The sequence below is a fragment of the Tellurirhabdus bombi genome, from assembly GCF_021484805.1.
Taxonomy (GTDB): Bacteria; Bacteroidota; Bacteroidia; order Cytophagales; family Spirosomataceae; genus Tellurirhabdus; species Tellurirhabdus bombi.
Genome location: NZ_CP090557.1, coordinates 1,088,539 through 1,115,090 on the forward strand (window position 1 = coordinate 1,088,539; position 26,552 = coordinate 1,115,090).

The 26,552-nt window shown below is 51.6% G+C and carries 19 protein-coding genes; 11 read left to right on the forward strand and 8 right to left on the reverse strand.

What is annotated here, in order from left to right; translation table 11 throughout:
• Nucleotides 1–526: 526 nt before the first annotated feature.
• On the forward strand, nt 527–6,331 hold the full coding sequence (locus tag L0Y31_RS04665) for a putative Ig domain-containing protein (RefSeq protein ID WP_234735973.1): 5,805 nt from the start codon (nt 527–529) through the stop codon (nt 6,329–6,331).
• Between the two features lie 51 nt (nt 6,332–6,382).
• Here the strand turns inward: L0Y31_RS04665 and L0Y31_RS04670 are convergent, their stop codons facing one another.
• A complete protein-coding gene (locus tag L0Y31_RS04670; RefSeq protein WP_234735974.1) occupies nt 6,383–7,222 on the reverse strand; it encodes an N-acetylglucosamine kinase in 840 nt (279 codons plus the stop codon).
• 10 nt (nt 7,223–7,232) lie between these two features.
• Complete coding sequence (locus L0Y31_RS04675) at nt 7,233–7,475, reverse strand: cytochrome b5 domain-containing protein (protein ID WP_234735975.1); 243 nt, start codon at nt 7,473–7,475, stop codon at nt 7,233–7,235.
• 144 nt (nt 7,476–7,619) lie between these two features.
• Here L0Y31_RS04675 and L0Y31_RS04680 point away from each other — a divergent pair, with 144 nt between their 5' ends.
• The 6 genes from L0Y31_RS04680 to L0Y31_RS04705 all read left to right on the forward strand — a co-directional run bounded on the left by L0Y31_RS04680 (nt 7,620) and on the right by L0Y31_RS04705 (nt 14,221).
• Entirely contained in the window at nt 7,620–8,069 is a 450-nt protein-coding gene (locus tag L0Y31_RS04680) for a hypothetical protein (RefSeq protein WP_407084063.1), read from the forward strand.
• A gap of 68 nt (nt 8,070–8,137) precedes the next feature.
• Nucleotides 8,138–9,175 carry a thiamine-phosphate kinase gene (thiL, locus tag L0Y31_RS04685; RefSeq protein ID WP_234735976.1) on the forward strand — a complete coding sequence of 346 codons (1,038 nt, stop codon included), beginning with the start codon at nt 8,138–8,140 and terminating at the stop codon, nt 9,173–9,175.
• An 81-nt stretch (nt 9,176–9,256) separates the two neighbouring features.
• Nucleotides 9,257–11,287: an excinuclease ABC subunit UvrB gene (gene uvrB, locus L0Y31_RS04690; RefSeq protein ID WP_234735977.1), complete on the forward strand. Its 2,031-nt coding sequence runs from the start codon at nt 9,257–9,259 to the stop codon at nt 11,285–11,287.
• A 111-nt stretch (nt 11,288–11,398) separates the two neighbouring features.
• Nucleotides 11,399–11,974, forward strand: a complete 576-nt coding sequence (gene def / locus L0Y31_RS04695) for a peptide deformylase (RefSeq protein WP_234735978.1) — start codon at nt 11,399–11,401, stop codon at nt 11,972–11,974.
• 61 nt (nt 11,975–12,035) lie between these two features.
• Complete coding sequence (locus tag L0Y31_RS04700) at nt 12,036–12,845, forward strand: amidohydrolase (RefSeq protein WP_234735979.1); 810 nt, start codon at nt 12,036–12,038, stop codon at nt 12,843–12,845.
• A gap of 143 nt (nt 12,846–12,988) precedes the next feature.
• Nucleotides 12,989–14,221 carry a pyridoxal phosphate-dependent aminotransferase gene (locus L0Y31_RS04705; protein WP_234735980.1) on the forward strand — a complete coding sequence of 411 codons (1,233 nt, stop codon included), beginning with the start codon at nt 12,989–12,991 and terminating at the stop codon, nt 14,219–14,221.
• 72 nt (nt 14,222–14,293) lie between these two features.
• On the opposite strand, the gene L0Y31_RS04710 is transcribed toward L0Y31_RS04705, so the two are convergent.
• From L0Y31_RS04710 to proB, 5 genes are all read right to left on the reverse strand, one after another.
• Nucleotides 14,294–14,917 (reverse strand): outer membrane beta-barrel protein, encoded by a 624-nt coding sequence (locus tag L0Y31_RS04710; protein ID WP_234735981.1) that lies wholly within the window; start codon nt 14,915–14,917, stop codon nt 14,294–14,296.
• Nucleotides 14,918–15,073: 156 nt separating this feature from the next.
• Nucleotides 15,074–16,420: an argininosuccinate lyase gene (argH, locus tag L0Y31_RS04715; protein ID WP_234735982.1), complete on the reverse strand. Its 1,347-nt coding sequence runs from the start codon at nt 16,418–16,420 to the stop codon at nt 15,074–15,076.
• An 89-nt stretch (nt 16,421–16,509) separates the two neighbouring features.
• Entirely contained in the window at nt 16,510–17,391 is an 882-nt protein-coding gene (locus tag L0Y31_RS04720; protein WP_234735983.1) for a sterol desaturase family protein, read from the reverse strand.
• 57 nt (nt 17,392–17,448) lie between these two features.
• Nucleotides 17,449–18,699, reverse strand: coding sequence for a glutamate-5-semialdehyde dehydrogenase (locus tag L0Y31_RS04725; protein WP_234735984.1), 1,251 nt, complete (start codon nt 18,697–18,699; stop codon nt 17,449–17,451).
• Nucleotides 18,696–19,724: a glutamate 5-kinase gene (gene proB, locus L0Y31_RS04730; RefSeq protein WP_234735985.1), complete on the reverse strand. Its 1,029-nt coding sequence runs from the start codon at nt 19,722–19,724 to the stop codon at nt 18,696–18,698. Before proB ends, L0Y31_RS04725 begins: the two co-directional genes overlap by 4 nt.
• Nucleotides 19,725–19,996: 272 nt before the next feature.
• Between proB and L0Y31_RS04735 the strand changes: the two genes are divergently transcribed.
• The 3 genes from L0Y31_RS04735 to L0Y31_RS04745 all read left to right on the forward strand — a co-directional run bounded on the left by L0Y31_RS04735 (nt 19,997) and on the right by L0Y31_RS04745 (nt 22,465).
• The gene (locus L0Y31_RS04735) at nt 19,997–20,470 is read left to right on the forward strand and encodes a nucleoside deaminase (RefSeq protein ID WP_305067604.1); all 474 of its coding nucleotides are present in this window, start codon (nt 19,997–19,999) and stop codon (nt 20,468–20,470) included.
• Nucleotides 20,471–20,566: 96 nt separating this feature from the next.
• The gene (locus L0Y31_RS04740) at nt 20,567–21,229 is read left to right on the forward strand and encodes a thiamine diphosphokinase (protein WP_234735986.1); all 663 of its coding nucleotides are present in this window, start codon (nt 20,567–20,569) and stop codon (nt 21,227–21,229) included.
• Nucleotides 21,230–21,244: 15 nt separating this feature from the next.
• The gene (locus L0Y31_RS04745) at nt 21,245–22,465 is read left to right on the forward strand and encodes a hypothetical protein (RefSeq protein WP_234735987.1); all 1,221 of its coding nucleotides are present in this window, start codon (nt 21,245–21,247) and stop codon (nt 22,463–22,465) included.
• On the opposite strand, the gene porU2 is transcribed toward L0Y31_RS04745, so the two are convergent.
• Entirely contained in the window at nt 22,462–25,824 is a 3,363-nt protein-coding gene (porU2, locus tag L0Y31_RS04750) for a putative type IX secretion system sortase PorU2 (RefSeq protein ID WP_234735988.1), read from the reverse strand. The two genes, L0Y31_RS04745 and porU2, sit on opposite strands and share 4 nt — an antisense overlap.
• A 298-nt stretch (nt 25,825–26,122) precedes the next feature.
• Here porU2 and L0Y31_RS04755 point away from each other — a divergent pair, with 298 nt between their 5' ends.
• Nucleotides 26,123–26,527, forward strand: a complete 405-nt coding sequence (locus L0Y31_RS04755; protein WP_234735989.1) for a PadR family transcriptional regulator — start codon at nt 26,123–26,125, stop codon at nt 26,525–26,527.
• Nucleotides 26,528–26,552 lie beyond the last annotated feature (25 nt).

Sequence of the window (26,552 nt, forward strand, 5' to 3'; positions counted from 1 at the left end):
AGTTTAAAGCCACCTGACCCAGCGACTTTATTAGACAAATACGCTCCCATTAATTTTCTTTAATGTCCATAAAATATGGCGTCTTCCTTTTGCTTAGCCGAGATTTTGTGCAGAAATTTACTCCACTAACCGGTACTCAAGCACTTAATTGTATAAATAATATCATTTATTCGTCAATTTTCGCTTTGTGAACAGTTAGTTAAAATCTGATCGAAAAATTCGCAATAATTTTTATCAGACACCAAAATACGCTTGGAATGATTTTTGTCTCATCCCAAACTAGATTTACTTCTTCGGTCTTCGGACTGTAAGAATACGCACTTAGTAATTTATAAAGCCATTCTTCTCGGCACTTGTCATTAATCATTAGCCTCCTTTAATGATTAGCCGATTGCAACTACATTTTAGTAACCAGTAACACGTGTCTAATGCCACGCGATTCACCGTGATCGCTCTAACAGCGTATGCCTCTTTTATATTATACTTTTTTCATATACACCATTTATCATAGTCTCTCTTTAATAGTATGTTGAAAAATTTACTGGTTAGTTTATTCTGCCTATTGAGTTTGGCACGCCCCATCGGTCTAGCCTATGATTTACCTTCTACGTCGGCCAAACCAAATCACCTTCAAACAGACGTCCCTCCCGATCGACAGCGCTACATGGGTATTGTCCTTTACAATTTTGAAGACACCCCTGGTTTTGGCCTGGATCGGATAGAAAACTCGGCCCGGAATGGTTGTAACATGGTCGAAATTTGCGTTCACTGGGATAAGGTATTTCCTACTCGCAATGGCCCAGCGAACTGGACTAACCTGGACTTACAGGTTCAGAAAGCGCTCCAACTCAATCTGAAAGTAGGAATCCGGATTACAACCGCCCGCGATGTCAATCTGCTAAATGGGTTCTGGTCGGAGCAGGAAACCATGATGGGCTCTGATTTACAACGGCTTAATAGCGTTACTGGGGTCCACTTCAGCTTTGCCCACCAGCCTTCCCTGGATCTAGCCAAAGATTTTGTGCGTCAGGTAACAGAGCATTTTCAATACCTTCAGCAGCAAAATCACCTGCTTTTTATGTCGGTGGCGGGCTCGGGCGCCCTTGAGTGCGAATACGCGCCCAGCAATACTAGCCGCCCGTCGGGGGTGCTGTACGGAACCACATTTGACTACAGCGATTACATGCGGACGGGCTTCCGGCAATGGTTGCAAAGTCGCTTTTCCCTGGCTACACTCAACCAGCGCTGGGGCAGCGATTACGTTTCCTGGGAAGCCGTTCAGCCTTCCGGCTTCGGTTCGGCAACGCCCTGGGGCGCTTTTGCCGGCAAACGCGGCGAAGACTGGTACGTATTTCGTCACCGGATGCTAAAACGCTACATCGACCAAACCATACAAGCCATTAAGAACGTAAACGGAGCCATCAAAATCATTAACCAGCACGGCTCGGCCTGGGATCAGTTGTCTGGTCGCCGGGGCACGTTAGGCTTCAAAAACCTGGCTCAAAATGCCGACGGCGTAAAACTAAACGACGGTCCGGAATACAACCACCGCTGGTCGATGGATGTTGTTCGCAGCAACATCCGCGAGGGCGGTTATGCCAGCAATGAAGTTGATGGAATGATTGACTGGGCCTCGGCGGAAGAACACGTTGAACAGGTCCAAACCAGTTTCACGCACGGTGCAAAACTCATTATTTACGCCAATTTTAACAGCCCGCAGCAGATCGGCAAACTAAACCGCATCCTGGAAATTGTCAAAGGTCAGGGTTGGCTCAGTCAGCCGGTTCCGGTCATTCAACCACAGGCGACAATGGGTTATAAATTGTCCGATGTATTGCGTTCAGATTTCACCTACGACCCAATTTATCCCCGCTGGAACCAGCTTTACACCCAGACCAATCAGCCCGTAAGAGTTTTACTCGACGAGGATTTGCTGAACGATACCAACCAGGATCCACGGGTAGCTCAGACCATTCCCGATCAGACGGCCTCTGTTGGACAGCCTTTTAATTACACCATTCCGAGCGGAACGTTCACGGACCCAGACGGTTCTATCACGCAGGTACTTATCTCGGCGGGTTTGCCCGCGAACGGTCTCTCTGCCAATGGAACGACCATTTCGGGTACACCGACATCCGCTGGAACGCTTCAAATCACCGTACAGGCGACCGACAACCTGGGGGCTTTCACCTCGACTCAGTTTAAGATTACCATCACCGGTGGCTCTTCCGGTAACCAATCGCCCGTGGTTAGTCAGGCTATTCCGGCCCAAAGCGGCACGGTTGGCCAAGCCTACAGCTACGCCATTCCCCAAAACACCTTCTCCGACCCCGACGGCTCCATTGCCAGCATTCAGGTAACGGGGGGCCTGCCCGCGGGTTTGAGCTACAACGCCAGCAACCGCACCATCAGCGGTACGCCCACCACTGCCGGACAATCTACGGTTAATGTGCAGGCCACCGACAACCAGGGAGCTACCGTATCGACCAGCTTTCCCTTTACGGTCAATGCGTCTTCGGGATCGGGCCAGTTAACCCTGATTGCCCCCATCTATGACTGCGTAACGGGTCGGCTGGAGTTTCGCACCACAGGGGGTAACGGTTTACCCATTCAATATCAAGCCGTTGGCGTTACCGACTGGAGCCCTAACCCGATCCAGTCGGTGGATGAGTCCTTGCGGCAGAACACGCCGCTGGTGCTTAATGCCCGACAAGGTGGTCAGATCGTCTCTTACAATTTTACTACCAGTTGCCAGGGGTCGTCTACCAACCAGTCGCCCATTGTTAGCCAGGCTATTCCAGCTCAAAATGCGACCGTGGGTCAGGCCTACAGCTACGCCATTCCGCAGAACACCTTCTCGGATCCTGACGGCAGCATTACTAGCGTGCAGGTAACGGGTGGGCTGCCCGCGGGCTTGAGCTACAACGTCAGCAACCGCACCATCAGCGGCACGCCCACCACTGCCGGGCAATCCACAGTCAACGTGCAGGCCACCGATAACCGGGGTGCAACGGTGACTACGCAGTTCCAGTTTGCAGTTAATACCAGTACACCGACCAACCAGTCGCCCATTGTTAGCCAGGCTATTCCAGCTCAGAATGCGACCGTGGGACAGGTGTACAGCTACGCCATTCCGCAGAACACCTTCTCCGACCCGGACGGCAGCATTGCCAGCATTCAGGTAACGGGGGGGCTACCCGCGGGTTTGAGCTACAACGCCAGCAACCGCACCATTAGTGGTACACCCACCACTGCCGGACAATCCATAGTCAACGTGCAGGCTACCGACAACCAAGGCGCCACCGTATCGACCAGCTTTCCCTTTACGGTCAATGCGTCTTCGGGATCGGGCCAGTTAACCCTGATTGCCCCCATCTACGACTGCGTGACGGGCCGGTTGGAGTTTCGCACCACAGGGGGTAACGGTTTACCCATTCAATACCAGGCCATCGGTGTCACTGACTGGAGCCCTAACCCGATCCAGTCGGTGGATGAGTCCTTGCGGCAGAACACGCCGCTGGTGCTTAATGCCCGACAAGGCGGTCAGATCGTCTCTTATAATTTCACCACCAGCTGCCAGGGGTCGTCCACCAACCAGTCGCCCATTGTTAGCCAGGCTATTCCAGCTCAGAATGCGACCGTGGGTCAGGCCTACAGCTACGCCATTCCGCAGAACACCTTCTCGGATCCTGACGGCAGCATTGCCAGCATTCAGGTAACGGGGGGGCTACCCGCGGGTTTGAGCTACAACGCCAGCAACCGCACCATCAGCGGTACGCCCACCACCGCCGGACAATCCACGGTCAACGTGCAGGCCACCGATAACCGGGGTGCAACGGTGACTACGCAGTTCCAGTTTACGGTCACGGGTTCACCGACGACTAATCCACCAGCGAATCAATCGCCTGTGGTTAGCCAAACCATCCCGGCTCAAAGCGGCACAGTTGGCCAAGCGTACAGCTACGCCATTCCGCAGAACACGTTCTCCGACTCTGATGGCAGCATTGCTAGCGTGCAGGTAACGGGGGGCCTACCCGCGGGTTTGAGCTACAACGCCAGCAACCGCACCATCAGCGGCACGCCCACCACCGCTGGACAATCTACGGTCAACGTACAGGCCACCGACAACCGGGGCGCAACGGTGACTACGCAGTTCCAGTTCACGGTCACGGGTTCACCAACGACCAATCCACCAGCGAATCAATCGCCTGTGGTTAGCCAAACCATCCCGGCTCAAAGCGGCACGGTTGGCCAAGCCTACAGCTACGCCATTCCGCAAAATACCTTCTCCGACCCTGACGGCAGCATTGCCAGCATTCAGGTAACGGGCGGGCTGCCCGCGGGTTTGAGCTACAACGCCAGCAACCGCACCATCAGTGGTACGCCCACCACCGCCGGACAATCTACGGTCAATGTACAGGCCACCGACAACCGGGGTGCAACGGTCGCAACCACTTTTTCTTTTGTCGTATCAAGTCAGGCTGTTACGCCTCGCTACGAAGGACACGTCGATAATATTGAATGTACTTCTGTGCGCGGTTGGGCTGCTGATCGCAATCGTCCGAATCAGGCCATCGGTATTGATGTGTACATCGACGGTACTCTGGCCCTAACCACAACAGCCGATGTATTGCGTCAGGATTTAGGAGTTTATCTGGGAGATAACGGACGCCACGGCTTCGAAATCGTGCCGCCCCAAGCTTATCGCACGGGAGGTACGCATACCATACGTATTAATTTTGCGGGAACCAATCAGGAGCTTTTCAACCACCAATCCAGCCAGTATACCTGTCCGGTTACGTCAACTCCGCCAACCAACCAGTCGCCTATTGTTAGCCAGACCATTCCAGCTCAAAATGCGACCGTGGGTCAAGCATACAGCTATGTAATTCCGCAAAACACCTTCTCCGACCCTGACGGCTCCATTGCTAGCGTGCAGGTAACGGGCGGACTACCCGTGGGTTTGAGCTACAACGTCAGCAATCGCACCATCAGCGGCACGCCTACCACCGCCGGACAATCCACGGTCAACGTGCAGGCCACCGATAACCAAGGTGCAACGGTGACTACGCAGTTCCAGCTCACGGTCACGGGTTCACCAACGACCAATCCACCAGCGAATCAATCGCCCGTGGTTAGTCAGGCTATTCCGGCCCAAACTGCAACCGTTGGACAAGCTTACAGTTATGTACTTCCGGCAAACACGTTCTCCGACCCGGACGGCTCGATTGCCAGTATCCAGGTGCTCGGTGGCTTACCAGCCGGTTTGGGCTATAACGCCAGCAACCGCACCATTAGTGGTACACCTATCCTCGCTGGACAGTCGCAGGTAACCGTAAGAGCTATCGATGACAAAGGTGCTTCTGTATCCACCACCTTTACGTTCACGGTCAATAATTCGGGCGGAACAGGGCAGCCAATTACGGTCAATCCAATCCCTAACCAGACTATTTATCAGGGGACTGCTTATTCACACCAGCTTCCTAGCAATATCTTTATCTCATCGAATCCGCAACCGGTTCAGGTTACCGTTTCCGGATTACCGGCGGGTTTAAGTTACAACGCCAGTACGCGTACGATCAGCGGTACCCCTACCAACGTCGGTGTTAGTACGGTGACTTTAACGGGTGTAGATGGCAATCAAGCTACGGCTAGCACTTCCTTTCAGCTGACGGTATCCCCCCAGGCTGCTACTCCGGAGCTGACCCTGTCGCTGATTGGCGCGGGTGCGAATGGGCAACTGATTCAAACCCTTCAGCCGGGTATTATGCTTCGTTCCAATAACCTGCCTACGTTTGTTAATTTTGCCTGTACGTCTACGGTGCCGGTGGGCAGTATTTACCTTGAAGTTCTGGGTGAGCAAAGTGCCAGCCAAATCGATAATCAGGCACCTTACACGCTGTTTTCAGAAGCAGGGCTCCGCCCGCAGCCGGGTTATTATTTCGTACGAGCAACGGCTTTTGCCGGACCGAACGCAACGGGCAGATCACTAGCTACTCAATCAATGATTGTAGGCTTTACCAATGCTGGGGGACGCCTGAGCGCCGATACAGCGCCGCAAGCAACGGCTCAGCCTTGGGTGGTCGCGCCGAATCCAGTGCAGGATATCATCAATGTGAGCCTTCCGATTGAAACCTCGACGCAAAATCTAACTTTCGAGATTATTTCGCAAAGCAGTCAGCAAACGGCGATTCCGCACAGTTCAGTGCGTGTGGAGGAGGGCAAAGCGTCCATTGACATTCGGTCGCTGCAACTCACGCGGGGCATGTACTACCTAAAAGTAAATGACGGAGCAACCATGTTGAAGACCGTTAAGGTATTGAAAGAGTGACGTTGAATTAGTTTACAGAAAAAAGCCCGACCTCTTGATCGGGCTTTTTTTTTAATTGTGATAAAGCGTTAATCCTGCAATGGGGGTCTCCAGAATGCGCTGGACCGTCAAGCCCCGGTCGCTAACAACCCGACGCAGGATGTCGCTGTAATAAAAAGCGACGGAGCCTACAAAGTGAATGGGCAATTCGGCCCGCCGATCAAACTTGCGGATGTACTTGTCAATGAATAACTCAAACGCTTCGTAGACCATTTGGTAGGCCACCGGATGCGCGCGGTTGTCAAACAAAAATTTGGAAAACGACGCAAAATAGCGATTCGGAAAAGGCTGCTTGTAGGCGTGATCCAGAACCGTCAACCGATCAACCGCCTTGTAGCGTCGCTGAAATTTTTCCCTCAGCTCTTCCGGCAGTTCATTGTGCAGGTAGCGGGTCACCAGTGTTTTTCCAAGATAACCGCCGCTGCCTTCATCACCCAACCAGAAACCCAGCGAACCACTCGTCTGCACAATGTCCTGCCCATCGTACAGACAGGCGTTTGAACCGGTGCCCAGAATACAGGCAATGCCTTCTTCGTGGTGGCACAACGCCCGGGCCGCTCCCAGCAAATCGCTGCCGACCTGCACCGTCTCCGCTTCCGGGAAAATCGTCCGCAAGGCTTTTTCCACGACCCCGCAGGATTCCGGTCCCGCGCAACCCGAACCGTAATAATGAATGCTGCTCACAACGCCATCGATGGTGGGAAGCAGGCTTTTTTGCAGTTCAGCCGCAATGGTTTCGCTGTCCTGATAGAACGGATTAAATCCAATTGTTCTCGCCTGCCCGATCTGGCCACCCGGAGCTATCGTACGCCACTCGGTTTTTGTTGAACCGCTATCGGCAATAAGTATCATATAGTTTCTGTTAAAGTAGCTTTCCGATTACCTTAAATCGGTCAAAAACAAGCGCATTATGGGGCGCATCAACCAGTTCGTCCGTTAGGTCCTGACCAGCCCAATGTTCATAATGCTTGCCATTTCGCCAGAGCCGACTCGCCGACACATCGTAGATAAGCCCCTGATAAGCACACCAGATTTCTTCCCGGTCGTTGCCGTTTCGCAGCGCCAATTGCGACCTGGTGTAACCTTTTAGTAAATTAGTTTCCATCCTCTGAATAAACCAAAAAGCAAAAATGCCAAGATTCGGGAAAACACTGTAATTTTATTGTCTCAATTAAACAAACAACTTTTACTAATTTTGTATCTTAAGTCGTTATAGCATTGGTTATAACGCCTCGATCCAATCAAGCCCATGAAAAGAAATGTATCCACTGGCCTACTGGCTGTACTGACAATGTTCCTGCTGGTGACCGGCTGCAAACCCAAAGACAAAACCCCTGTCTCTGAATTGATCGCAAAAGCCTGGACGGCCCAACGAGTTGATCACAATACGACAACGGTTTATACAAAAGGCGGTACGTCCAATACGGTTCAAGGTTACGCTCAATTCTCGCTGAATTTATCCGCAGCACCTTCCGTTACGTACAAAGAATTTGATGGCAACACATTCTCCGGCCAATACGAGCTTCAGGGAGATAACAAACTGATTTTGAAAAACCTGAGTCCGCAGCCTACCGGCTCTAATGGTACCCTTGAATTTACCATCAACTCGGTTACGGATAGCGAATTAAAACTAACCCGCCTGACAGCCAGTCAGAAAACGGGTGGTACAATCAATACGTACACACTGTCCAATCCGTAAGGGACACCCGAAACGAACTTTATACCGAGCCGCTTTCCCCGCGAAAGCGGCTTTCTTATTTTTGCCGTATGAACACACGAACTGAACTAGGATCGCTGGGCGAGATTAACCTGATCCAACGATTGAGCGAACCTTTTCTGAGCACAACCCGCCCGGAAACGGTCCGTGGGATTGGCGACGATGCCGCCGTGATTGATATGGATGGGCCGGATTACGGGCTTGTTTCAACCGATATGCTGCTGGAAGGCATTCATTTTGATCTCTCGTATACCCCGCTGAAGCATCTAGGGTACAAGGCCGTGGCTGTCAATGTTTCCGACATCGCCGCCATGAACGGCACGCCCACGCAGATCACCGTTAGTCTCGGCCTGAGCAACCGTTTTCCGGTCGAAGCCATTGAAGAATTATACGCCGGTATTCGCGTTGCGTGCGACGATTATAAAGTTGACCTGATCGGCGGCGATACAACGTCTTCGCGGGCGGGTTTGGTGATTTCGGTGACGGCGCTGGGCCGGGTGGCCAAAGACAAGGTTACGTATCGCTCCGGTGGGCAAGCCAACGACGTTCTCTGCGTTACGGGCGATCTGGGTGCCGCTTTCCTGGGCTTGCAATTGCTTGAACGCGAGAAGCAGGTATTTATGGCCAATCCGGACATGCAGCCCGAAATCCCGGAAGAAAAATCGTATCTACTGGAACGCCAGCTTCGTCCCAACGCCCGCACCGACATGGTGTACGAACTCCGTGACCTGGACGTTCAGCCCACGGCCATGATTGACTTGTCGGACGGTCTGGCGGATGGCTTGCTGTACATCTGTTCGCAATCCAAAACGGGCGCGGTTATTTTCGATGAAAACCTGCCCATCGACGACGTATCGTATCTGACTGCCAGCGAATTAAATTTAAGCCCGATTACGTCGGCCCTGAACGGTGGCGAAGATTATGAGCTTTTGTTTACCGTGCGTCCGCAGGAATTTGAAAAGCTGAAAAACCACGCGCGCATTACGGCCATTGGCTACCTGACCGACGACCCGAAAAGCGTTGTTCTGGCCACGAAAGCCGGTCAGTATACGCCCATTCGCGCGCAGGGCTGGCAACATTTCCAGTAATCCCTTGTTGCTATTAACAAGCCTCTTCGATCTTGACAGGAGGCTTGTTTATCCGCCCTTTATTTCGTAAATTAGTGGGTTATGGAATTTAAGCTGACATCAGAGTTTAAACCCACGGGCGATCAGCCCAAGGCAATTGCACAACTCGTAAATGGACTAAAAGAAGGCGAACCAGCGCAGGTTTTGCTGGGGGTTACGGGAAGCGGAAAAACCTATACCGTTGCCAACGTTATCGCCGAATTAAACCGCCCGGCGCTCATCCTGAGCCACAACAAAACGCTGGCGGCCCAGCTCTACGGCGAATTCAAGCAGTTTTTCCCGGAAAATGCCGTCGAATACTTCATCTCGTATTACGACTACTACCAGCCGGAAGCGTATATCGCCACTACCAATACGTACATTGAGAAAGATCTGGCCATCAATGAGGAAATCGACAAGCTGCGGCTGGCGGCGACCTCAGCCCTGATGAGCGGACGGCGCGACGTGATCGTGGTGGCTTCGGTCTCCTGTATTTACGGCATGGGGAATCCCGACGAATTTAGACGCAGTGTCGTACGGCTGGGCGTTGGAGAAATGATTCCGCGCAACCAGTTTCTCTACAAGCTAGTCGAGATTCTATACAGCCGGACAGAAGCTGAGTTTTCGCGGGGTACGTTTCGCGTCAAAGGCGACACGGTGGATATTTACGTTTCCTACGCTGATTTTGCCTACCGCATTATCTTCTTTGGGGACGAAATCGAAGCCATCCAACGCATTGACCCCAACACGGGCAAAAAGCTGTCGACGGAACGGATGATTTCGATTTTCCCGGCTAACCTTTTTGTTACGGGCCGGGATACGCTCAACGGCGCCATTCACGAAATTCAGAACGATCTGGTGGCCCAGGTCAAGTACTTCGAGCAGGATCTTCGGTTTTCAGAAGCAGAACGCATTCGGGAGCGGACCGAGTTTGACATCGAAATGATGCGGGAATTAGGGTATTGTTCGGGTATCGAAAACTACTCGCGCTACCTCGACCGCCGCCTGCCCGGTCAGCGACCGTTCTGCCTCCTGGATTATTTCCCCGACGACTACCTGTTGGTGGTGGACGAAAGCCACGTAACCATGCCGCAGATTCGGGCCATGTGGGGCGGCGACCGTTCGCGGAAAGAAGCCCTGGTAGATTATGGGTTCCGACTTCCGTCGGCGCTGGACAACCGCCCGCTGACGTTCATGGAGTTTGAGGCCATGGCCGGACAAGCCATTTTCGTGTCGGCTACTCCAGCCGACTATGAACTCCGCAAGAGCGAAGGCGTTGTGGTCGAACAGCTGATTCGGCCAACGGGTTTGCTTGACCCCGAGATTGAAATCCGGCCCAGCTTGAACCAGATTGACGACTTACTCGAAGCGATTGACGCCCGCGTTAAACAGGGCGAACGCGTTCTGGTGACCACACTGACCAAACGGATGGCCGAGGAGTTGAGCAAGTACCTGGATCGGGTTGGCATCAAAACGCGCTATATTCACTCCGAGGTGAAAACACTCGACCGGGTGGAGATTCTGCGCGAACTGCGCCTGGGCGTTTTCGACGTACTGGTTGGAGTGAACCTCTTGCGGGAAGGACTTGACTTACCGGAGGTCTCGCTCGTGGCCATTATGGATGCCGACAAAGAAGGCTTCCTGCGTGATATTCGCTCGCTGATCCAAACCATTGGACGGGCAGCCCGAAACGCCAACGGCAAAGTACTCATGTATGCCGACCGCATTACGGGTTCGATGCAGAAAGCCATCGACGAAACAAACCGCCGCCGCGCCATTCAGAAGGCTTACAACGAAGAGCATGGCATTACGCCAACCACCGTACTGAAATCGCGGGAATCCATTATGGAACAAACCAAAGTGGCCGACTCCAAACCAGCAACGAAACAGTATTACGTGGAGCCCGACGAAATTCGGATTGCCGCCGACCCGGTTGTGCAGTACATGGGCAAGAGCGATCTGGAGCAATTGATTACCGAAACGCAGTCCAAAATGGAAAAAGCCGCCAAAGAACTTAACTTTTTGGAAGCGGCCCGCCTGCGCGACGAACTATTTCAGTTGCGAGATCGGTTGAAAACAAAAAAAGGCGAATAGTGCGCCCAGGAGGTTTTACGCGGACAAAATCAGGCGCTTATCGGCCCCAGTCCTACGCTGGACGCGATCGTCTATTGCAGTTGTCCGTGTAAAATCGCTTATCTTTGTTGTATGATTTACCCTATTGTTGCTTATGGCGATCCCGTCTTGCGGAAGCGGGCGCAGGATATTGAAAAAGGAGCGCTTGACGTAAAAAAGTTAAGCGAAGATATGTTTGACACGATGTATAAAGCATCGGGAATTGGGCTGGCAGCACCTCAGATTGGCAAAAGCGTTCGCATGTTTGTGGTAGACGGTACGCCGCTTAATGAGGGTGAACCCGAAGAAGACAAAGATCCAAGTCTGGAAGGGTTTAAGAAGGTGTTTATTAACGCCGAAATCCTGGAAGAAGAAGGCGAAGAGTGGGGTTTTGAAGAAGGCTGTTTGAGTATTCCGCAAATCCGCGCCGAAATATACCGTCCTGAACAAATCAAAATTCGGTATTTCGATACGGACTGGAACGAGCACGTGGAGGAATTTGACGGCATGGCGGCCCGCATCATCCAGCACGAATACGACCACATCGAAGGCAAACTCTTCACGGATTACCTTTCGCCCCTGAAACGGCAACTGATCAAAAAGCGGCTCGCCGATATTACCAAAGGGAACGTTAAGGCCGATTATAAAATGAAATTTCCAAAAAACTAACTGGTAAGGTAGTAACTTGAGCAACTCATTAAGCTTCTCGTTTACTACCTTATCTTTTTCTATGCATCTCACGTTCCTCCAATCGAATCTTTACTGGGAAAACCCGACGGCCAACCGGGCCATGATGGAGGAACAGCTTTTTACGCTGCCCGAACCGACGGACCTGATTGTGCTGCCCGAGATGTTTACGACGGGCTTCACCATGAACGCTGCCGGGGTGGCCGAGCCCATGAACCTGACCACGCTGAAATGGCTGCGTCAGATGGCGGCTCAGACCAATGCCGTCGTCACGGGAAGTTATGTGGTTCAGGAAGGAGGAAATTATTACAACCGGCTGATCTGGATGCAACCGGACGGCCAGTTCGATACCTACGACAAACGGCACCTGTTCCGCATGGCGGGCGAAGAAAAAGTGTTTACCGCCGGCACGAAGCGGCTGGTGAAGCACTGGCGCGGCTGGAACATTTGCCCGCTTATCTGCTACGATCTACGCTTCCCGGTCTGGAGCCGAAACAGGCCCGCCAAGTCACGGGCTGACGAAGCCGCTCCGCTGGATTACGATTTACTGCTCTATGTTGCCAATTGGCCCACGCCCCGCCGCAACGCCTGGAACACCCTGCTACAGGCCCGCGCCATCGAAAATCTGAGTTATGTGGTGGGTGTTAATCGGGTTGGTCAGGACGGAAACGGCCATCTTTATTCAGGCGATTCAGCCGTGATTGATTTTAAAGGCGAGGTTTTATTTCGCCAGACGGATCAGGAAACTGTCTACCAGACTACATTATCGCTGGATGAGCTACGCGATTTCCGCAACCAGTTTCCGGCCTATAACGATGCCGACGCTTTTTCAATTGACGAATCTTCAATATAATACAATCTTTCTTGCGAAAAGATAAATAATAATAGGCTATTCGTTTGATAGATAGTAATTTTGTAGCCGCAACCTGGATTCACTGGCTGTTCTGGTCAGAATGCAGGATTCGTTTTTAACCTTTCGATCAATTCCATCGTATTATGTCCGCATTAGTGGAGACTCCCGGAGTGGATACGCCCAGCCTGTTGGCCGACCGCATTAACGCCTTAGAAGAGTCGTCGACCCTGGCTATGACCAAAAAAGCGCGGGAACTGGCCGCGCAAGGCCACAAGGTAATCAGCCTCAGTGTAGGTGAGCCTGATTTCAAAACCCCGCAACACATTTGCGAAGCTGCCAAGAAAGCAATCGACGATGGTTTTCATGGTTATTCGCCCGTAGCCGGTTATCCGGATCTCCGTAAAGCCATTGCAGACAAGTTTAAACGGGAAAACAATATCGACTGGAAACCAGAAAATATTGTTGTTTCGACGGGCGCCAAGCATTCGTTGGCGAATGTCATTCAGGTGCTGGTAAATCCGGGCGATGATGTGATTATCCTGGCGCCTTACTGGGTGAGCTATTCCGAAATGGTGAAGCTGGCCGAAGGAAAATCCGTTGTTCTGGATGGGACATTCGAGAATAATTTTAAAGTAACCGCCGAGCAGGTTGAAGCGGCGATCACGGATAAGACGAAAATCGTGATGTATGCTTCGCCGAACAATCCGACCGGTTCTGTATACAGTGAGGCCGAACTGCGCGCCATTGGTGAAGTAGTTGCGCGGCACGAAAACGTGTTTGTGCTGGCTGACGAAATTTACGAGCACATCAATTTTACGTCGAGTGGCCATTTCAGCATTGGCTCAATCCCAGAAATCAAAGACCGCGTTATTACCGTTAACGGCGTAGCGAAAGGTTTTGCGATGACGGGCTGGCGGATTGGTTACATCGGTGCAGCCAAGTGGATTGCCGATGGCGTGGAGAAACTGCAAGGCCAGGTAACATCAGGGACAAACTCCATTGCGCAGAAAGCCACCGTGGCCGCCTTAAACGGACCGATGGACACTACGCAGGAGATGGCCAAAGCGTACGAACGCCGCCGCGATCTGGTGGTGAAACTCTTGAGAGAAGTTCCGGGCTTCAAGGTAAACGTACCGGAAGGCGCTTTCTACGCGTTCCCGGACGTAAGCGCCCATTACGGCAAATCGGACGGCACAACCAGCATCAAGGATTCTGATGATTTCTCGCTGTGGTTATTAAACACGGCTTACGTAGCGACAGTAGCCGGTTCCGGTTTTGGAGCACCAAACTGCATTCGGATTTCAACGGCAGCCTCCGACGAAGCCCTGACGGAAGCAGTTCAGCGCATTAAAGACGCGGTAGCTACTTTGAAATAATAAGACCTAATTATACAAAAAAGCCTAGGGAGCAATCTCTAGGCTTTTTTTTGCAATAAAATTGCGGGCTGCTTAGTTTTCTACCTTCGCCTTCCCGCCAAACAACAGTTGGACTCCTAAGGTGAAGGTTGTTTTATTTTCCTGGTACCAAAAATAGAATGGCCACTGATCCATATCTGTTTTAAATTTAGACCAGTTGCGATTTACTCCGACATTGATACCAATGTTGGGTTTAATAAAGTAATTAAATCCCAACGAGCCTCTCCACACATTCGCGTGGCCTTTCCTGGCAGGAGGAAGAGTATCTACTTCTCCATATTGGCTCCTATGTCTCGATGCGGCATATGCATAGCTAAAACCCACATAAGGCTGAAACTTTCCAGGGCCAAAATAAATGCGCATGAAGGGACTGAAACCAATACTGGAAAGTGTTCGTCGGTAAGCTAGTTGTTTATTCAGCATCACTTCATCTTTCGCGTACGTTATTGGCATACCTAAGCCTGCCTCAAAATGACGTCCTAGGAAATAGCTGATCGTCGGTGTTGTGCGGGTAAATAATTCCTTTGGGAATGACTTTCGAGAAAGGCTAAAAGGATCCACCTGAAGGCCAGCACTCCATTTTCCCTGCTTGGTTTGGGCTACTGCCGTTACATAACCTAAAGTCATTATCAGTAAACTTAGCAAACAGCGTTTCATTGGGTTAAAGGGATTTATCTGAGTAAAACTATAGTTACAAGATTTCCAGATAAACGACAAAAAGAACACCTGCCTTTTATTGTAAGGTCAATCAAGCCTAAAAGCAAAAGCCCCCGCCCGACAAGGCAGAGGCTTTATGAATGGGAGAAGTCAATCTTAATCCAGCAAATGCTGAAAGGCCGTCTTTACCCGCTCGTAGCCGAAGCCTTGCACGGTTTCTTCCATGTACGCCTTTATGTGCTCATTGCCTAGATTGCCGATACTGCCTTCGTGCGTATGCGTTAGCTGGCGCGACGCCTGGTAGCCCCCTTCGTTGATTTCTTTACCAACAATCCGGTACGCCTCTCGGAAAGGCACGCCCTGCAAGACCAGCTCATTGACTCGTTCGACGCTAAACAGCAGATCGTACTTGGCATCATCCAGCAAATTGGATTTTACCTGTAAACGTTCCAGCATGAACGCCGTAATTTCCAGACAATCCAGGATTTCGTCGAAGGCCGGCATCAGCACTTCTTTCAGAATTTGCATGTCGCGGTGATATCCCGAAGGCAGGTTGCTCATCACCAGCGTCACCTCCATGGGCAGCGCTTTCAGGCGGTTGGTTTTGGCACGAAGTAATTCCGCTACGTCGGGATTTTTTTTATGCGGCATGATGCTTGAGCCGGTTGTCAACGCATCGGGCAAAGTCAGAAAACCAAAGTTCTGGCTGTTATACAGACAAATGTCCATCGCCATGCGCGAGAGCGTAGCCGCCACCGCCGCCAGGGCATTCAACGCCGTTTGCTCCGTCTTGCCCCGACTCATCTGGGCATACACCACGTTAACGTGCATTCCCTCAAAGCCGAGTAGCTCCGTTGTCATGGTGCGATTGAGTGGAAACGACGAGCCATACCCCGCACCCGATCCCAGCGGATTCCGGTTTGCCAGCCGAAAAGCTGTTTGTAGCGTCAGCATATCGTCGGCCAGGGCTTCAGCATAAGCGCCAAACCAAAGGCCAAACGACGACGGCATGGCAATTTGCAAATGCGTATATCCCGGCAGTAAGTCATTTTTGTGCTGCTCCGAACGCTGAATCAGGCGGTCAAATACCTGATTTGTCGCTTCAGCCACTTTCCAGAGCCGGTCGCGGGTGAACAGTTTGAGGTCAACCAGCACCTGGTCGTTGCGCGAACGTCCGCTATGAATTTTCTTCCCAACGTCGCCGAGCTTGCGCGTCAGCATCAGTTCTACCTGCGAGTGAACATCCTCCACCCCGTCCTCAATCGTGAAATTACCGGCACCGATTTGCTCGTAAATGGCTTTCAGTTCCTGGCGAATTGCGCTTAACTCATCTTTTTCCAAAAGGCCGATGGTTTCGAGCATGGTTGCGTGGGCGAGGTTTCCGGCTACGTCGAACGGAGCCAGGTAAAGATCCATTTCGCGATCACGGCCAACCGTAAAGCGTTCTATCGTTGCGGCATCCATCGATTCACCGGCGGAGCCTTCTTTTTGCCAGAGTTTCAAAAGTTTATCGAAATCAGAGTGTGAACGGCAAAAATAAAGCTAATTGTTTTTTATCTAGCCCTAATCCCGAACCGAATAATCGATTAAAATTAAAGCAAGCCCTCCTGTCGCCGCATTTCTTCGGCGGTTACGCTGCTGCCATCGTGGCTCCAGCCCGGCGGCAGAAACAGGTATTTTAGTTTTTGTTTCAATGGACCGGGTTTCCGTAAATCCTTGCTTAGCTTCTTCCATTCGTGAAAAACCAAGTTGGTCGGCGACTGGTCAGCCACATTGGTTGTCAGGCCATAACGCACCGGGTCCTGGGGCACTTCCTCGGCGAAAGTACCGAATAAGCGATCCCAGATAATGAGCGTCATGCCCATATTCCGGTCCAGATAGCGCGTATTGGAGGCGTGGTGAACGCGGTGGTGCGAAGGCGTTACAAAAATCCATTCGAGAGGGCCTAGTTTGCCCACGTATTGCGTGTGAATAATGATGCCGTAAATCTGCGTCGCCGAATACATGAACAGAATATCTTCGACCTGAAACCCTAACCAGGCAATCGGAATAAAATACAAAAACCGGTAGAGCGGCTGAAAAACAGACGACCGAAAGCCGATGGTCAGGTTAAATTCTTCCGAGGAATGGTGCGTTACGTGCACCGCCCAAAACAGTCGGCAGTAATGATCGAAGCGATGAAGCCAGTAAAACGCAAAATCTTCCAGCAACAGCAACCCAATCCAATACATCCAGGATTCCTTAAAATCAACAAGGCGGTACTGGAAAAACCAGAGCAAAACAGCGACGTAAATGCTTCGGAACAACACATCGACGCTCATGTTCAAAACCGTCAGGTAAACGTTCTGCAACGTCCCCTTCAGGGAGTAAAAATGCTTGCTTTGCCAATGACTCAGCAGCATTTCCAGGCCAATGATCACAACGTACAGCGGCGTTGAGATAAGCAGCAGCAAGGTTTCACGAAAACTAATCATTTTACAGTTACGGTATTAATCTATAGGCATTTTTGCACGAGCCTGGGTAATTTCTAGTTACCAGCGCACCTGGCCATCGCCCCGAACAATCCATTTTTCGGTAACCAGCTTTTCCAGGGCAAATGGCCCCCGGGCGTGTAATTTCTGGGTCGAGATACCGATTTCAGCACCTAGCCCAAAAACCCCGCCGTCGGTGAAACGGGTCGACGCATTGGCGTATACCGCCGCCGCATCCACTTCATTCAGGAAGCGATCAATGGCCGCCTGGTTCTTTGACACAATGGCTTCCGAGTGACGCGACGAAAACAGTTGAATGTGCGTCAATGCCTCGTCCAGCCCCGACACCACCCGAACCGCGCATTTATAATCCAGAAATTCCCGACCAAAATCATCCGGCTGGGCGTGTTTCAGATTTGGGTAATGAGCGCCATCGCACAGGATTCGGTAAGCCGCATCATCGGCGAAAACCTCCACGTTCCATTTGGTAAAATCGGTCACCAACAAAGGCAGAAACGTAGCCGCAATGGCTTCATCAACCACAATACAATCCAGCGAATTACAAACGGAGGGCCTTGATACTTTGGCATTTACCACAATATCCCGCGCCTTTTCCACATCGGCGCTAGCCTCTACGTAGGTATGGCAAACGCCCGCCCCTGTTTCAATGGTCGGTACCAGCGAGTTTTTCCGAACGTATTGAATCAGACTTTCGGAACCACGCGGGATAATGATGTCCACGTAACGCGTTGCAGTCAGTAAGTCATTGACCACGGCCCGATCCGGCGGCAACAGCAGAACGGCAGCTTCGGGCACCTGAAACTCCTGTAAAGCCCGGTGAATCAAGGCCACCAGCGCCAAATTGGAGTGATGGGCTTCTTTCCCGCCTTTCAGGACGCAGGCATTCCCCGACCGCAGGCAAAGCGAGGCTACATCAAGCGTCACGTTGGGCCGCGATTCGTAAATAACGCCCACTACGCCCAGCGGCACCGCCACTTTCCGAAGCACCAATCCTTGCTCAATTTCTCGCTCAAGCAGCACCTGCCCCGCCGGATCGGGCAGTTGGGCCACTTCGCGCAGGCTGTTGGCCAGATCGGCAATTCGCTTGTCGGTCAATAATAACCGGTCTTTCTTCGGATCGGTATCGGGCAAAGCGTCGAGATCTTTCGCATTTTCTGCCAGAATAACTGCTTCATTGTCCTGCACCAGATCAGCCAGCCGATTCAGCAGGTGGGTTTTTGTGGCATCACTTAGCGCCCGTACCGCCGCCGAAGCCTGCTGGGTTTGCTGAAGTAAAGAATGTATACTCATAGAATCACAATATCATTGGCATTGGCCACTTCGATGTTGGGCATACCGCGTTCTTTTTCAATGATTTCGGACGATAAACGGGCGCGGGCAACCGCCACGGCATTTCCCTTTTCGTCGCATACTTCCACAACCTCACCCCTCGTAAAGTCACCTTCAACCGCCTGTACCCCTACGGCCAGTAAGCTATTTCGCCGTTGCAGGGCCGAAACAGCGCCCGCATCAATGCGAATCCGACCCGCCGTCAGGCTACCGCTCCCCAGCCAACGTCGTTTGGCCGGTTGCGTTCCTTCCTGCCGCAGAAAATGCGTTCCGGTCTCGCCAGCCAGCGCCCGAAGGATGCCATCCGGCTGATTGAGCCCGAAAATGGTTGTCCGAATGCCCATGCGCGTGGCCAGCTTGGCAAACGTCAGCTTGGAGGCCATTCCACCCAGCCCCAGGGCTGACTTTTCGTTACGCACCAGACTGAAGATAGACTCATCCACCTGCTCGATGGTTGGAATGATTTTTCCGTCTGCATCCAGCAAGCCACCTACCGACGTACAGAGCATCAGATCGGAAGCGCCAAACCCGACCGCAATCAGGGTGGCCAGCTCGTCATTATCCGAAAACTTCAACTCCCGGTCGCTCACCACGTCGTTTTCATTGGCGATGGGAATAATGCCATTTTTCCAAAGCTCCTGAACCGTTTCTTTCAGCTGTAGAAACTGCTCCCGGTTGGCAAAGTGGTGCCGCTCGCAAAGGGTCTGGGCAATGGGAATGTTGTATTCCGAGAAATAACGGTTATACGTATTCAGTAACAACAGGTTACCGACTGCCGCCGCCGCTTTTCGTTGCGCGATTTCGCCGCGATACCCGTGAATAAGTCCACGCCCGGCGCCCACCGCCCCCGACGAAACCAGGACGATGCGGTAACGCTTGTGCAATTGGGCCACCTGTCCGGCAATGGTAGCAATGGCCGCTTCATTCAACGAACCATCGGCGCTCGTTATGGAAGCCGTACCGAATTTGATAATTAAAACCGACAATTTACTGCTTGATTACACTAATTAATTGACTATCAATAAAGAAGCTGCTTAGATTTTTTTCTAACAACAAAGCATGCAGAGAACGCCTTTTTTCGGCATTACACTTTGTCAGTCCTGTCTTTAAGAAAACCCTCTAAACGTATTGATGAAGGCTGAAGAGTTCGCAAAAGTACTAAGTTTCTCGGCGCAATCCACTAAATATTCTAGGTAAGCCGCTGGGTAGCTCTTAATTTGCAGCGTATTTATTTAACGTAAATCCAACCTTGAAAGACATGATAGGACACGAAGAGGCCATTCGCGAAGCCATCCAACTGGCGCGGGAAGGCATGGAGGCCGGGCAAGGGGGGCCTTTTGGTGCTGTAATCGTTAAAGATGGCCAGATTGTGGGGCGCGGTTTTAATCAGGTTATCGCTACCAACGACCCCACCGCCCACGCCGAAATGGTCGCCATTCGGGATGCCTGTCGCAACCTGGGCAGTGTTCAGTTGGAAGGCTGCACGCTCTATACCTCCTGCGAACCCTGCCCCATGTGCCTCGGGGCCATCTACTGGGCGCGTCCAGAAAAGATTTTTTTTGGTTGTTTTCATTCCGATGCGGCCAAAGCGGGTTTCGACGATCATTTTATCTACCAGGAACTGGAAAAAGACCGCGAGCAGCGCACGATTCCCCAGCAGCAACTTCTTCGCGATGAAGCCTGGGACGTGTTTGCCGAGTGGATCGAAAAAGAAAATAAAACGCATTATTAAGTAGTTAAGCAACAGTAAGCTAGATCGTTTTGGGCATAAATCGCTGGCTGCGCTTTATTCGCTCATTCACTCAATCACTAATTCGCTCATTGACTTATGTCATCCCACCATATCGTTCGTGAAAAGCAGGAACCCGCCTTATTGATTGCCAACGGCGAAAGCTGCGATCCAGAATTGCTGGGCCAACTCCTCGAATGGAGTCCGTTTGTGGCCGTGCTGGACAATGCCATCTGGCGGGTGCTGGATCTGGGCTTTAAGGTAGACGCCTGGCTGGGTGATTTCGATGATAATCCCGATTTTGAGCTGGTTCGCGCGCAGCAATATCCCCTTGAGATTGTCCATACACCCGACCAAAACAAAACCGACCTGGACAAGGGCATCGAATTCTTGATTGAACGGGGCTTCCCGGCAGTAAATATCGTTTGGGCAACGGGTCGCCGCGCCGACCATACCATCACGAACATGACCAACATCATCCGCTACAAAGAGCAGATTAAGATTGTGATGCTGGATGATTACTCGAAAATTACGCCCTTGAATGGCTCTTTTAAAAAATGGTACGCCAAAGGCACACCGATTTCGCTGATTCCGGTGGGGCAAGTTGATGGCCTTCAGACTGAGGGACTGAAATACAACCTTCACGATGAATCGCTGACGCTGGGCTACCGAACCGGCTCCAGCAACGAAGCCGCCGAAGATGGTTTTGTCCGCATCCGGTATGCGAAAGGCGATTTGCTGCTCATGGAATGCTGGGATTAGTAAGCTACTTGCCGCATGATCTCGCCTCGTCTTTACTTACTTCTTTTATTTTTCCTACTTGTCGGAGTAGTCGCGCTGAAGGTGGCCGACAATCCGGCCTTTTTTTCCACGCCTGACTCCCGGATTTACGTAGATGCGGCGGAGCATTTAAAAAACGGTCAAGGCTATTACATTGATTATAAAGGGCAAACGCTTTTCAATACCTTTTTTCCGATTGCCTACTCAGCCCTAATTGTGGCCTTTTCGTGGCTTACCACCATCCCTGTTGATTTGTCAGCTAAGGCGGTTAATTTACTGGCGATAGCTAGCTTACTGGTCCTTTTTAGCCGGATTTTTCGCCGGGCGGCTCCCTGGGTGGGACTGGTTATTTTGAGCAGCACGTTTGTGCACATGGCCAGTTGCACCTGGTCGGAAACGGCATTTCTGACGACCTGCGTTGCCTTTAGCTACTTTCTGTTTCGTTACCTAACCCAACCGACAGGCTGGGTGCTTTTGGGCTTATTCCTAACTGGTTACGGGCTCTTTCTTTTCCGGTATATTGGCTTGTTTTCAGTAGGGATTTTGGCTCTATTTGCGCTGTTAGCCGGTCGTCCGGTGCCTTTCTTTAAAACGTTTCCCATTTCGCTCAGGCAGCGTCTTTGGCTCACGGTCACGGCGGGTGGCATTTTTCTGTCGGGTGTAGGCTATATGTGGTATGAACACCTGCATGAAGCACCCCAGGTAACGGCGTCCCAACCTTTTCTGCTCATTCGGTGGGCGGGTTTTGGGCAACGCCTACAGGAAGTGCTTTTGACCACGGCTCAGGAGCTTTTGTTCTTTATTCGGGATTGGGATAGTAAACGAGTAGCGTTTTTTTCGGCTGGCTTCTGGACGATTGCCATCACTACGGTTTTGCAGTTCGCGATTCTGGCCCGAATCGTTCAGCTTCTTTACCAATCCCCGCCGTTGAAACGCCCTACGCCTTTTATTCAGCTCATCTGGATGATTGGACTTGTTTATTATGTATTGATTATCAGTCTATACCTGATTCAGTTTGACCTGATGCAGAGCGGTATGTATCACTTGTATTACCGGTATTATTTCCCGGCTACAACGTTATTCGTCACCGGATTGCTGGGTTGGTTATCCCAAACAAATAACCAGATCGCCTTTGCCCGGATAAAAGGCTGGCTAATCTGGTTATTCGCCCTCTCGCTTTTTCACAGCCTACCGAAGTCGGGTCTGTTCAATTTTTAACGGATAAGCACAACGCGACCGCCCTGCTTCCGGCCGTCGGGTAAAAGGAGCTGATACAGGTAAAGCCCTGCCGGCAAGGCCGCCCCATCCTGGTCGGTTCCGTTCCACTCGAACAGGTTTTCACCAATGCGTACGGGCTGGACCGACCTCCAGACCATTTTCCCAGTTAAGCTGTGAATCACGACTTGGCCGTCACCGGGCGATTCTTTCCCCGACAAAACAAACCGAATGCGTGTGCTGGTTGAAAACGGATTTGGCGCGGCCTGCGCAACCGATAGACTGTCTTCATTTTTTACCCGAAACCGAATCTGATAAGGCAATGCACCCGCTTTGTTGCCTGCCACGTCGGCAGCCTGGACTTGCAAGGTGTAAACGCCTTCACTGAGGTTACGGGGGCGGTAATTCAGCGTAAATCGATTGTCGCTCCCGGCTGGCCTCCACTCAACCTCATCACCACCCAGATAAATACGCTCAAAATTGCAGGATGGACAAGGCCGTTTGAGTAGTACATCGATTCCAACCGTATCCTGTCGAATGCGGTACCGATCCTCGTCCAGCAAATTTACCTGGATTAACGGATTGGCCGAAACAATGGCTCCATCGGCAATGCGCATGCCGTCAAAAGTAACTTCCAGCAGTGGGTTCAGGCGGTCGGGCGGAAAGCGATCACCTGCACTCGGTAAGGTTACTGCAAACCCGTTGGTGGTTGATTCGGCACTGAAAACGAGCAAATTATTGGTCTCGTCCATTTCATCAACGCGTTTTTCGGCATCAACTACCAGCTCATAGCTGATTTTTCCCGCTTCGGCAGCCGGTCGGAAAGCAATAATCACCGTGTCCCGATTAGCCACCGGCCGACCCGCCAATTGCGTAAGCGTTTGGTAGCTTCCACCCGGCAACAGCCGCCGGACCGTCAGGCTGGCCAGTTCCCGGCTGTTAAAGCGCCCGACATTGCCAATTTCAACTTTTAACCGCACCGAATCTTTAGCCGCTGGATCGCCCGCTCGACTAACTCCCTCCGGTGTAAGCTGAAAGTCCGCTTTCGGCATGGGAAAAATGCGCAACGCCGGATCGCCCTGCAACAACATTTGCTGAATATTGGCAATATCCATATCGCTCGGAAAACGCTGCAAGGTCCGGCGGGAAGCCTCCCGGTGCACCACCCCAATTGGCTGGCTCAGGTAGACACTATCGGCCAATAAAGTTTCGTAAAAGACACGCGTGAAATTATCCAGCTGGCCCACGTAGCCCGAATACCCGTGCCCCAGCGCGGCAATGGCTCCTTTGTCGGGGGTTAGCAGCCAGTCGGTGCTCAGGCTGTTGGTTGCTCCGTAGAAGATGTTGGCAATGCCACAACCGTTAAAAAACATCATGGGATAACGGCCTTTATTCTGGTACCCATACGTTGGATTGGACGCATAACCAATGTCGGTATCCATGACAATGGGTGACGAGTGGCCGAAAGCCGTGATCAACCCAACACCCCGATTAACCACATCACTCACCTCGATCCGCTCGACTGGCTCGTCGGTTTTTTTAGACCGCGTGGTGACGGCTGCCCCCAGGAACTGCGCCGTCGCGGTATTTTTGACCCCATCCATAATGGTTCGAAAAGCGGTTAGCTCGTAGGCCGACCGACCTCCGCTCAGGTGCAGAACCGATTTCCGCCAGGCCGCGTTGGCGGGTGTACTTTCAAACTCCTTTACTTTATTCAGATACTGAATGACCTCTTGCGGCCGGAGCGTATTAATCCGTCCGGTGGGCATGGCCGGGATGTAATTCGGCGAGCCGCCCAGCCCTTCCGTCAGCGATACATCCGAGCCGGGATAACTCACCGTCGGAACCAAATCAAGTTGATCCTGAAGCGCATTTTTTCGGGTTGGATAATGCATATTTCCCCGGCCCATCAGGAGCAGAAACTTGTCTCGCCCACCCGTCGCTGAGCCGCTGCTCAGCATGTAATCGGCAAAACGGCGGATCGCCAGCGAGGTACGTTCGCCAAAGCTAAACTGGTTGACCAGCTCCCGAAAGGTAACCACCAGTGTATCGTAGCGACCACCCGCCGACGAAGCACGGTAGCCTGCATACGCACGAACGGCATCGGGAGTTGAGCCTGCCGGTTTCATGAGTTGTTCGTGCGAAATAATCAGGTAATTTGGCTTTGCCGGGTCCAGCTTCCGAAAAACGATACGCTCCAGTTTTACGGGTTTTAGCACGGTGGCCGTTCCCCAAAGTTGCCGAGCCGCATCTGTGCCGGGTACGACCACTTTCTCGGTTGTTCCTGTCCGAACGGAAGTCAGACGCCGGGGCGCTGTTGGATCTGTAACGTCAAACAAAGCCAGATTTTCCGGGGCATTGGTCAATTCAAGATACGAACGCGCCTGCGGGTTTTTCAGCAGATTGAACGTTTGCTGGCTTATACCAGCCAGATTAAAATGTTGCGGGTAACGTATTTGAATATAACTAACTGAATACCGGTCGAATTCAGCGCTTCCGCGCGAAAGGGTAGAAACCGTAATGTCGTTAGCGGCTGACAGGTCGGTGGGCTCTAGCTGGCCTTTAATTTTTGGTGTTTGAAAGGCCTGGAAAGTCGCTGTGCCGAGTAGTCGCCTGGAAGCCCCGCTGGCCCCAACGGATACATCAACCAGGTGGGGGAAATTATCGCGTCCATTTAGTAAAACCTCCATTTCAGGCTTTACAGGGGCCGTTCGCAGCCAATTGTCCAGCCGAAGGGTATGGTCAGCCGCTACGCCTTTCTGCCGCAAAATTCCTGACCAGCCCTCGCCTTCCTCAAAATAAACCTGCTTGCTACTGACGAGGCTTTCCGAATCCTTGAAACTGTATTCGTCGGTCAGTAACAGCAATTTTTCCGCGAGGTGGTAACTTTCCGGCGTTAGGTTGGTCTGGTTTGTTTCATTAATTACCGCCATGCGCTTACCCGCCTTTCCATCCGTACGCCAGGTCAGAAAATAAGCCGCCGTATCGGAAAATAGGCTATAGCGGGCATGAGGCTGGGCACTGCTTGGCCGGTAAAGAATTGAATCCTGCCGACCGTCATTTCCCGTGCCGATGAATTGTAGGTAATCCGCTTCGTCTAGTTTTCGGTCCGACTCCCCACTGACCAGAATGGCTTGTTCAATACCGCGTCGAAAAAGCTGTAGGGTGGTTGGGTCAATGGTACTAACAGGCAAGCCCGCCCGGCGCAGATCATCAGTCGTTAAACGATAGAGCCCTTGTTGGGTAACTGGGATGCGATAGTATGTCTGATTATAGTCGATCCATTCATTGCCGTAGCGTAAAGCCTGAGCGTAGGAAAAAATTATAACAAACTGAAAAAGAAACAGTAAACAATATCTCATCCTTAAAAAGTAATAGAGTAGCTCGCTAAAGTCTATAAAAGTACAAAATAAGTTAATTCCATTTATCAAAGTTTTATACCTTTTATTCCGCTCTTAACCCACTCATCCCGACAAGGCAAATAAAATTATAAAGTACCTTGCATTGCATAGTACCTTTTTGTACCTTTGAATCATTAATCGGTAGAAATGCCTGAGCGTCTGGAAGCGAAACAACAAATACGATGAACAGACCCATGACTTATGAAAAAGACAGGCACTCAGGCATTTCCCCACAAACTACTAACAGTCATGTAAGGCTATGAATATTGAAAATGCACAAGTGCAGATGCGCAAAGGAATCCTGGAATTCTGCATCCTGCACATCATTTCGCGGGGAGAAGTGTATGCCTCCGACATGCTGGATGAGTTGACCTCAGCCCGCATTATGGTTGTAGAAGGCACCCTTTACCCGCTTTTGACCCGACTGAAGAATGCTGGTTTGCTCGATTACAAATGGGTAGAATCAACCTCGGGGCCACCCCGTAAATATTATATTTTGACGGAAGTAGGCCAGGCCTCTTTGAAAGCAATGAACGATACATGGGATGAATTGGCAAAGTCGGTGAACCAGATTGTCAGCAAAACCGGCCAGCAAAAAGGCGTTACCAATGGCCATACGCAACCGGAACCCGCTGCCCCGAACGATTACACATCCAATGCCTAACCTAAACCCTCGTTTTTGACACTTT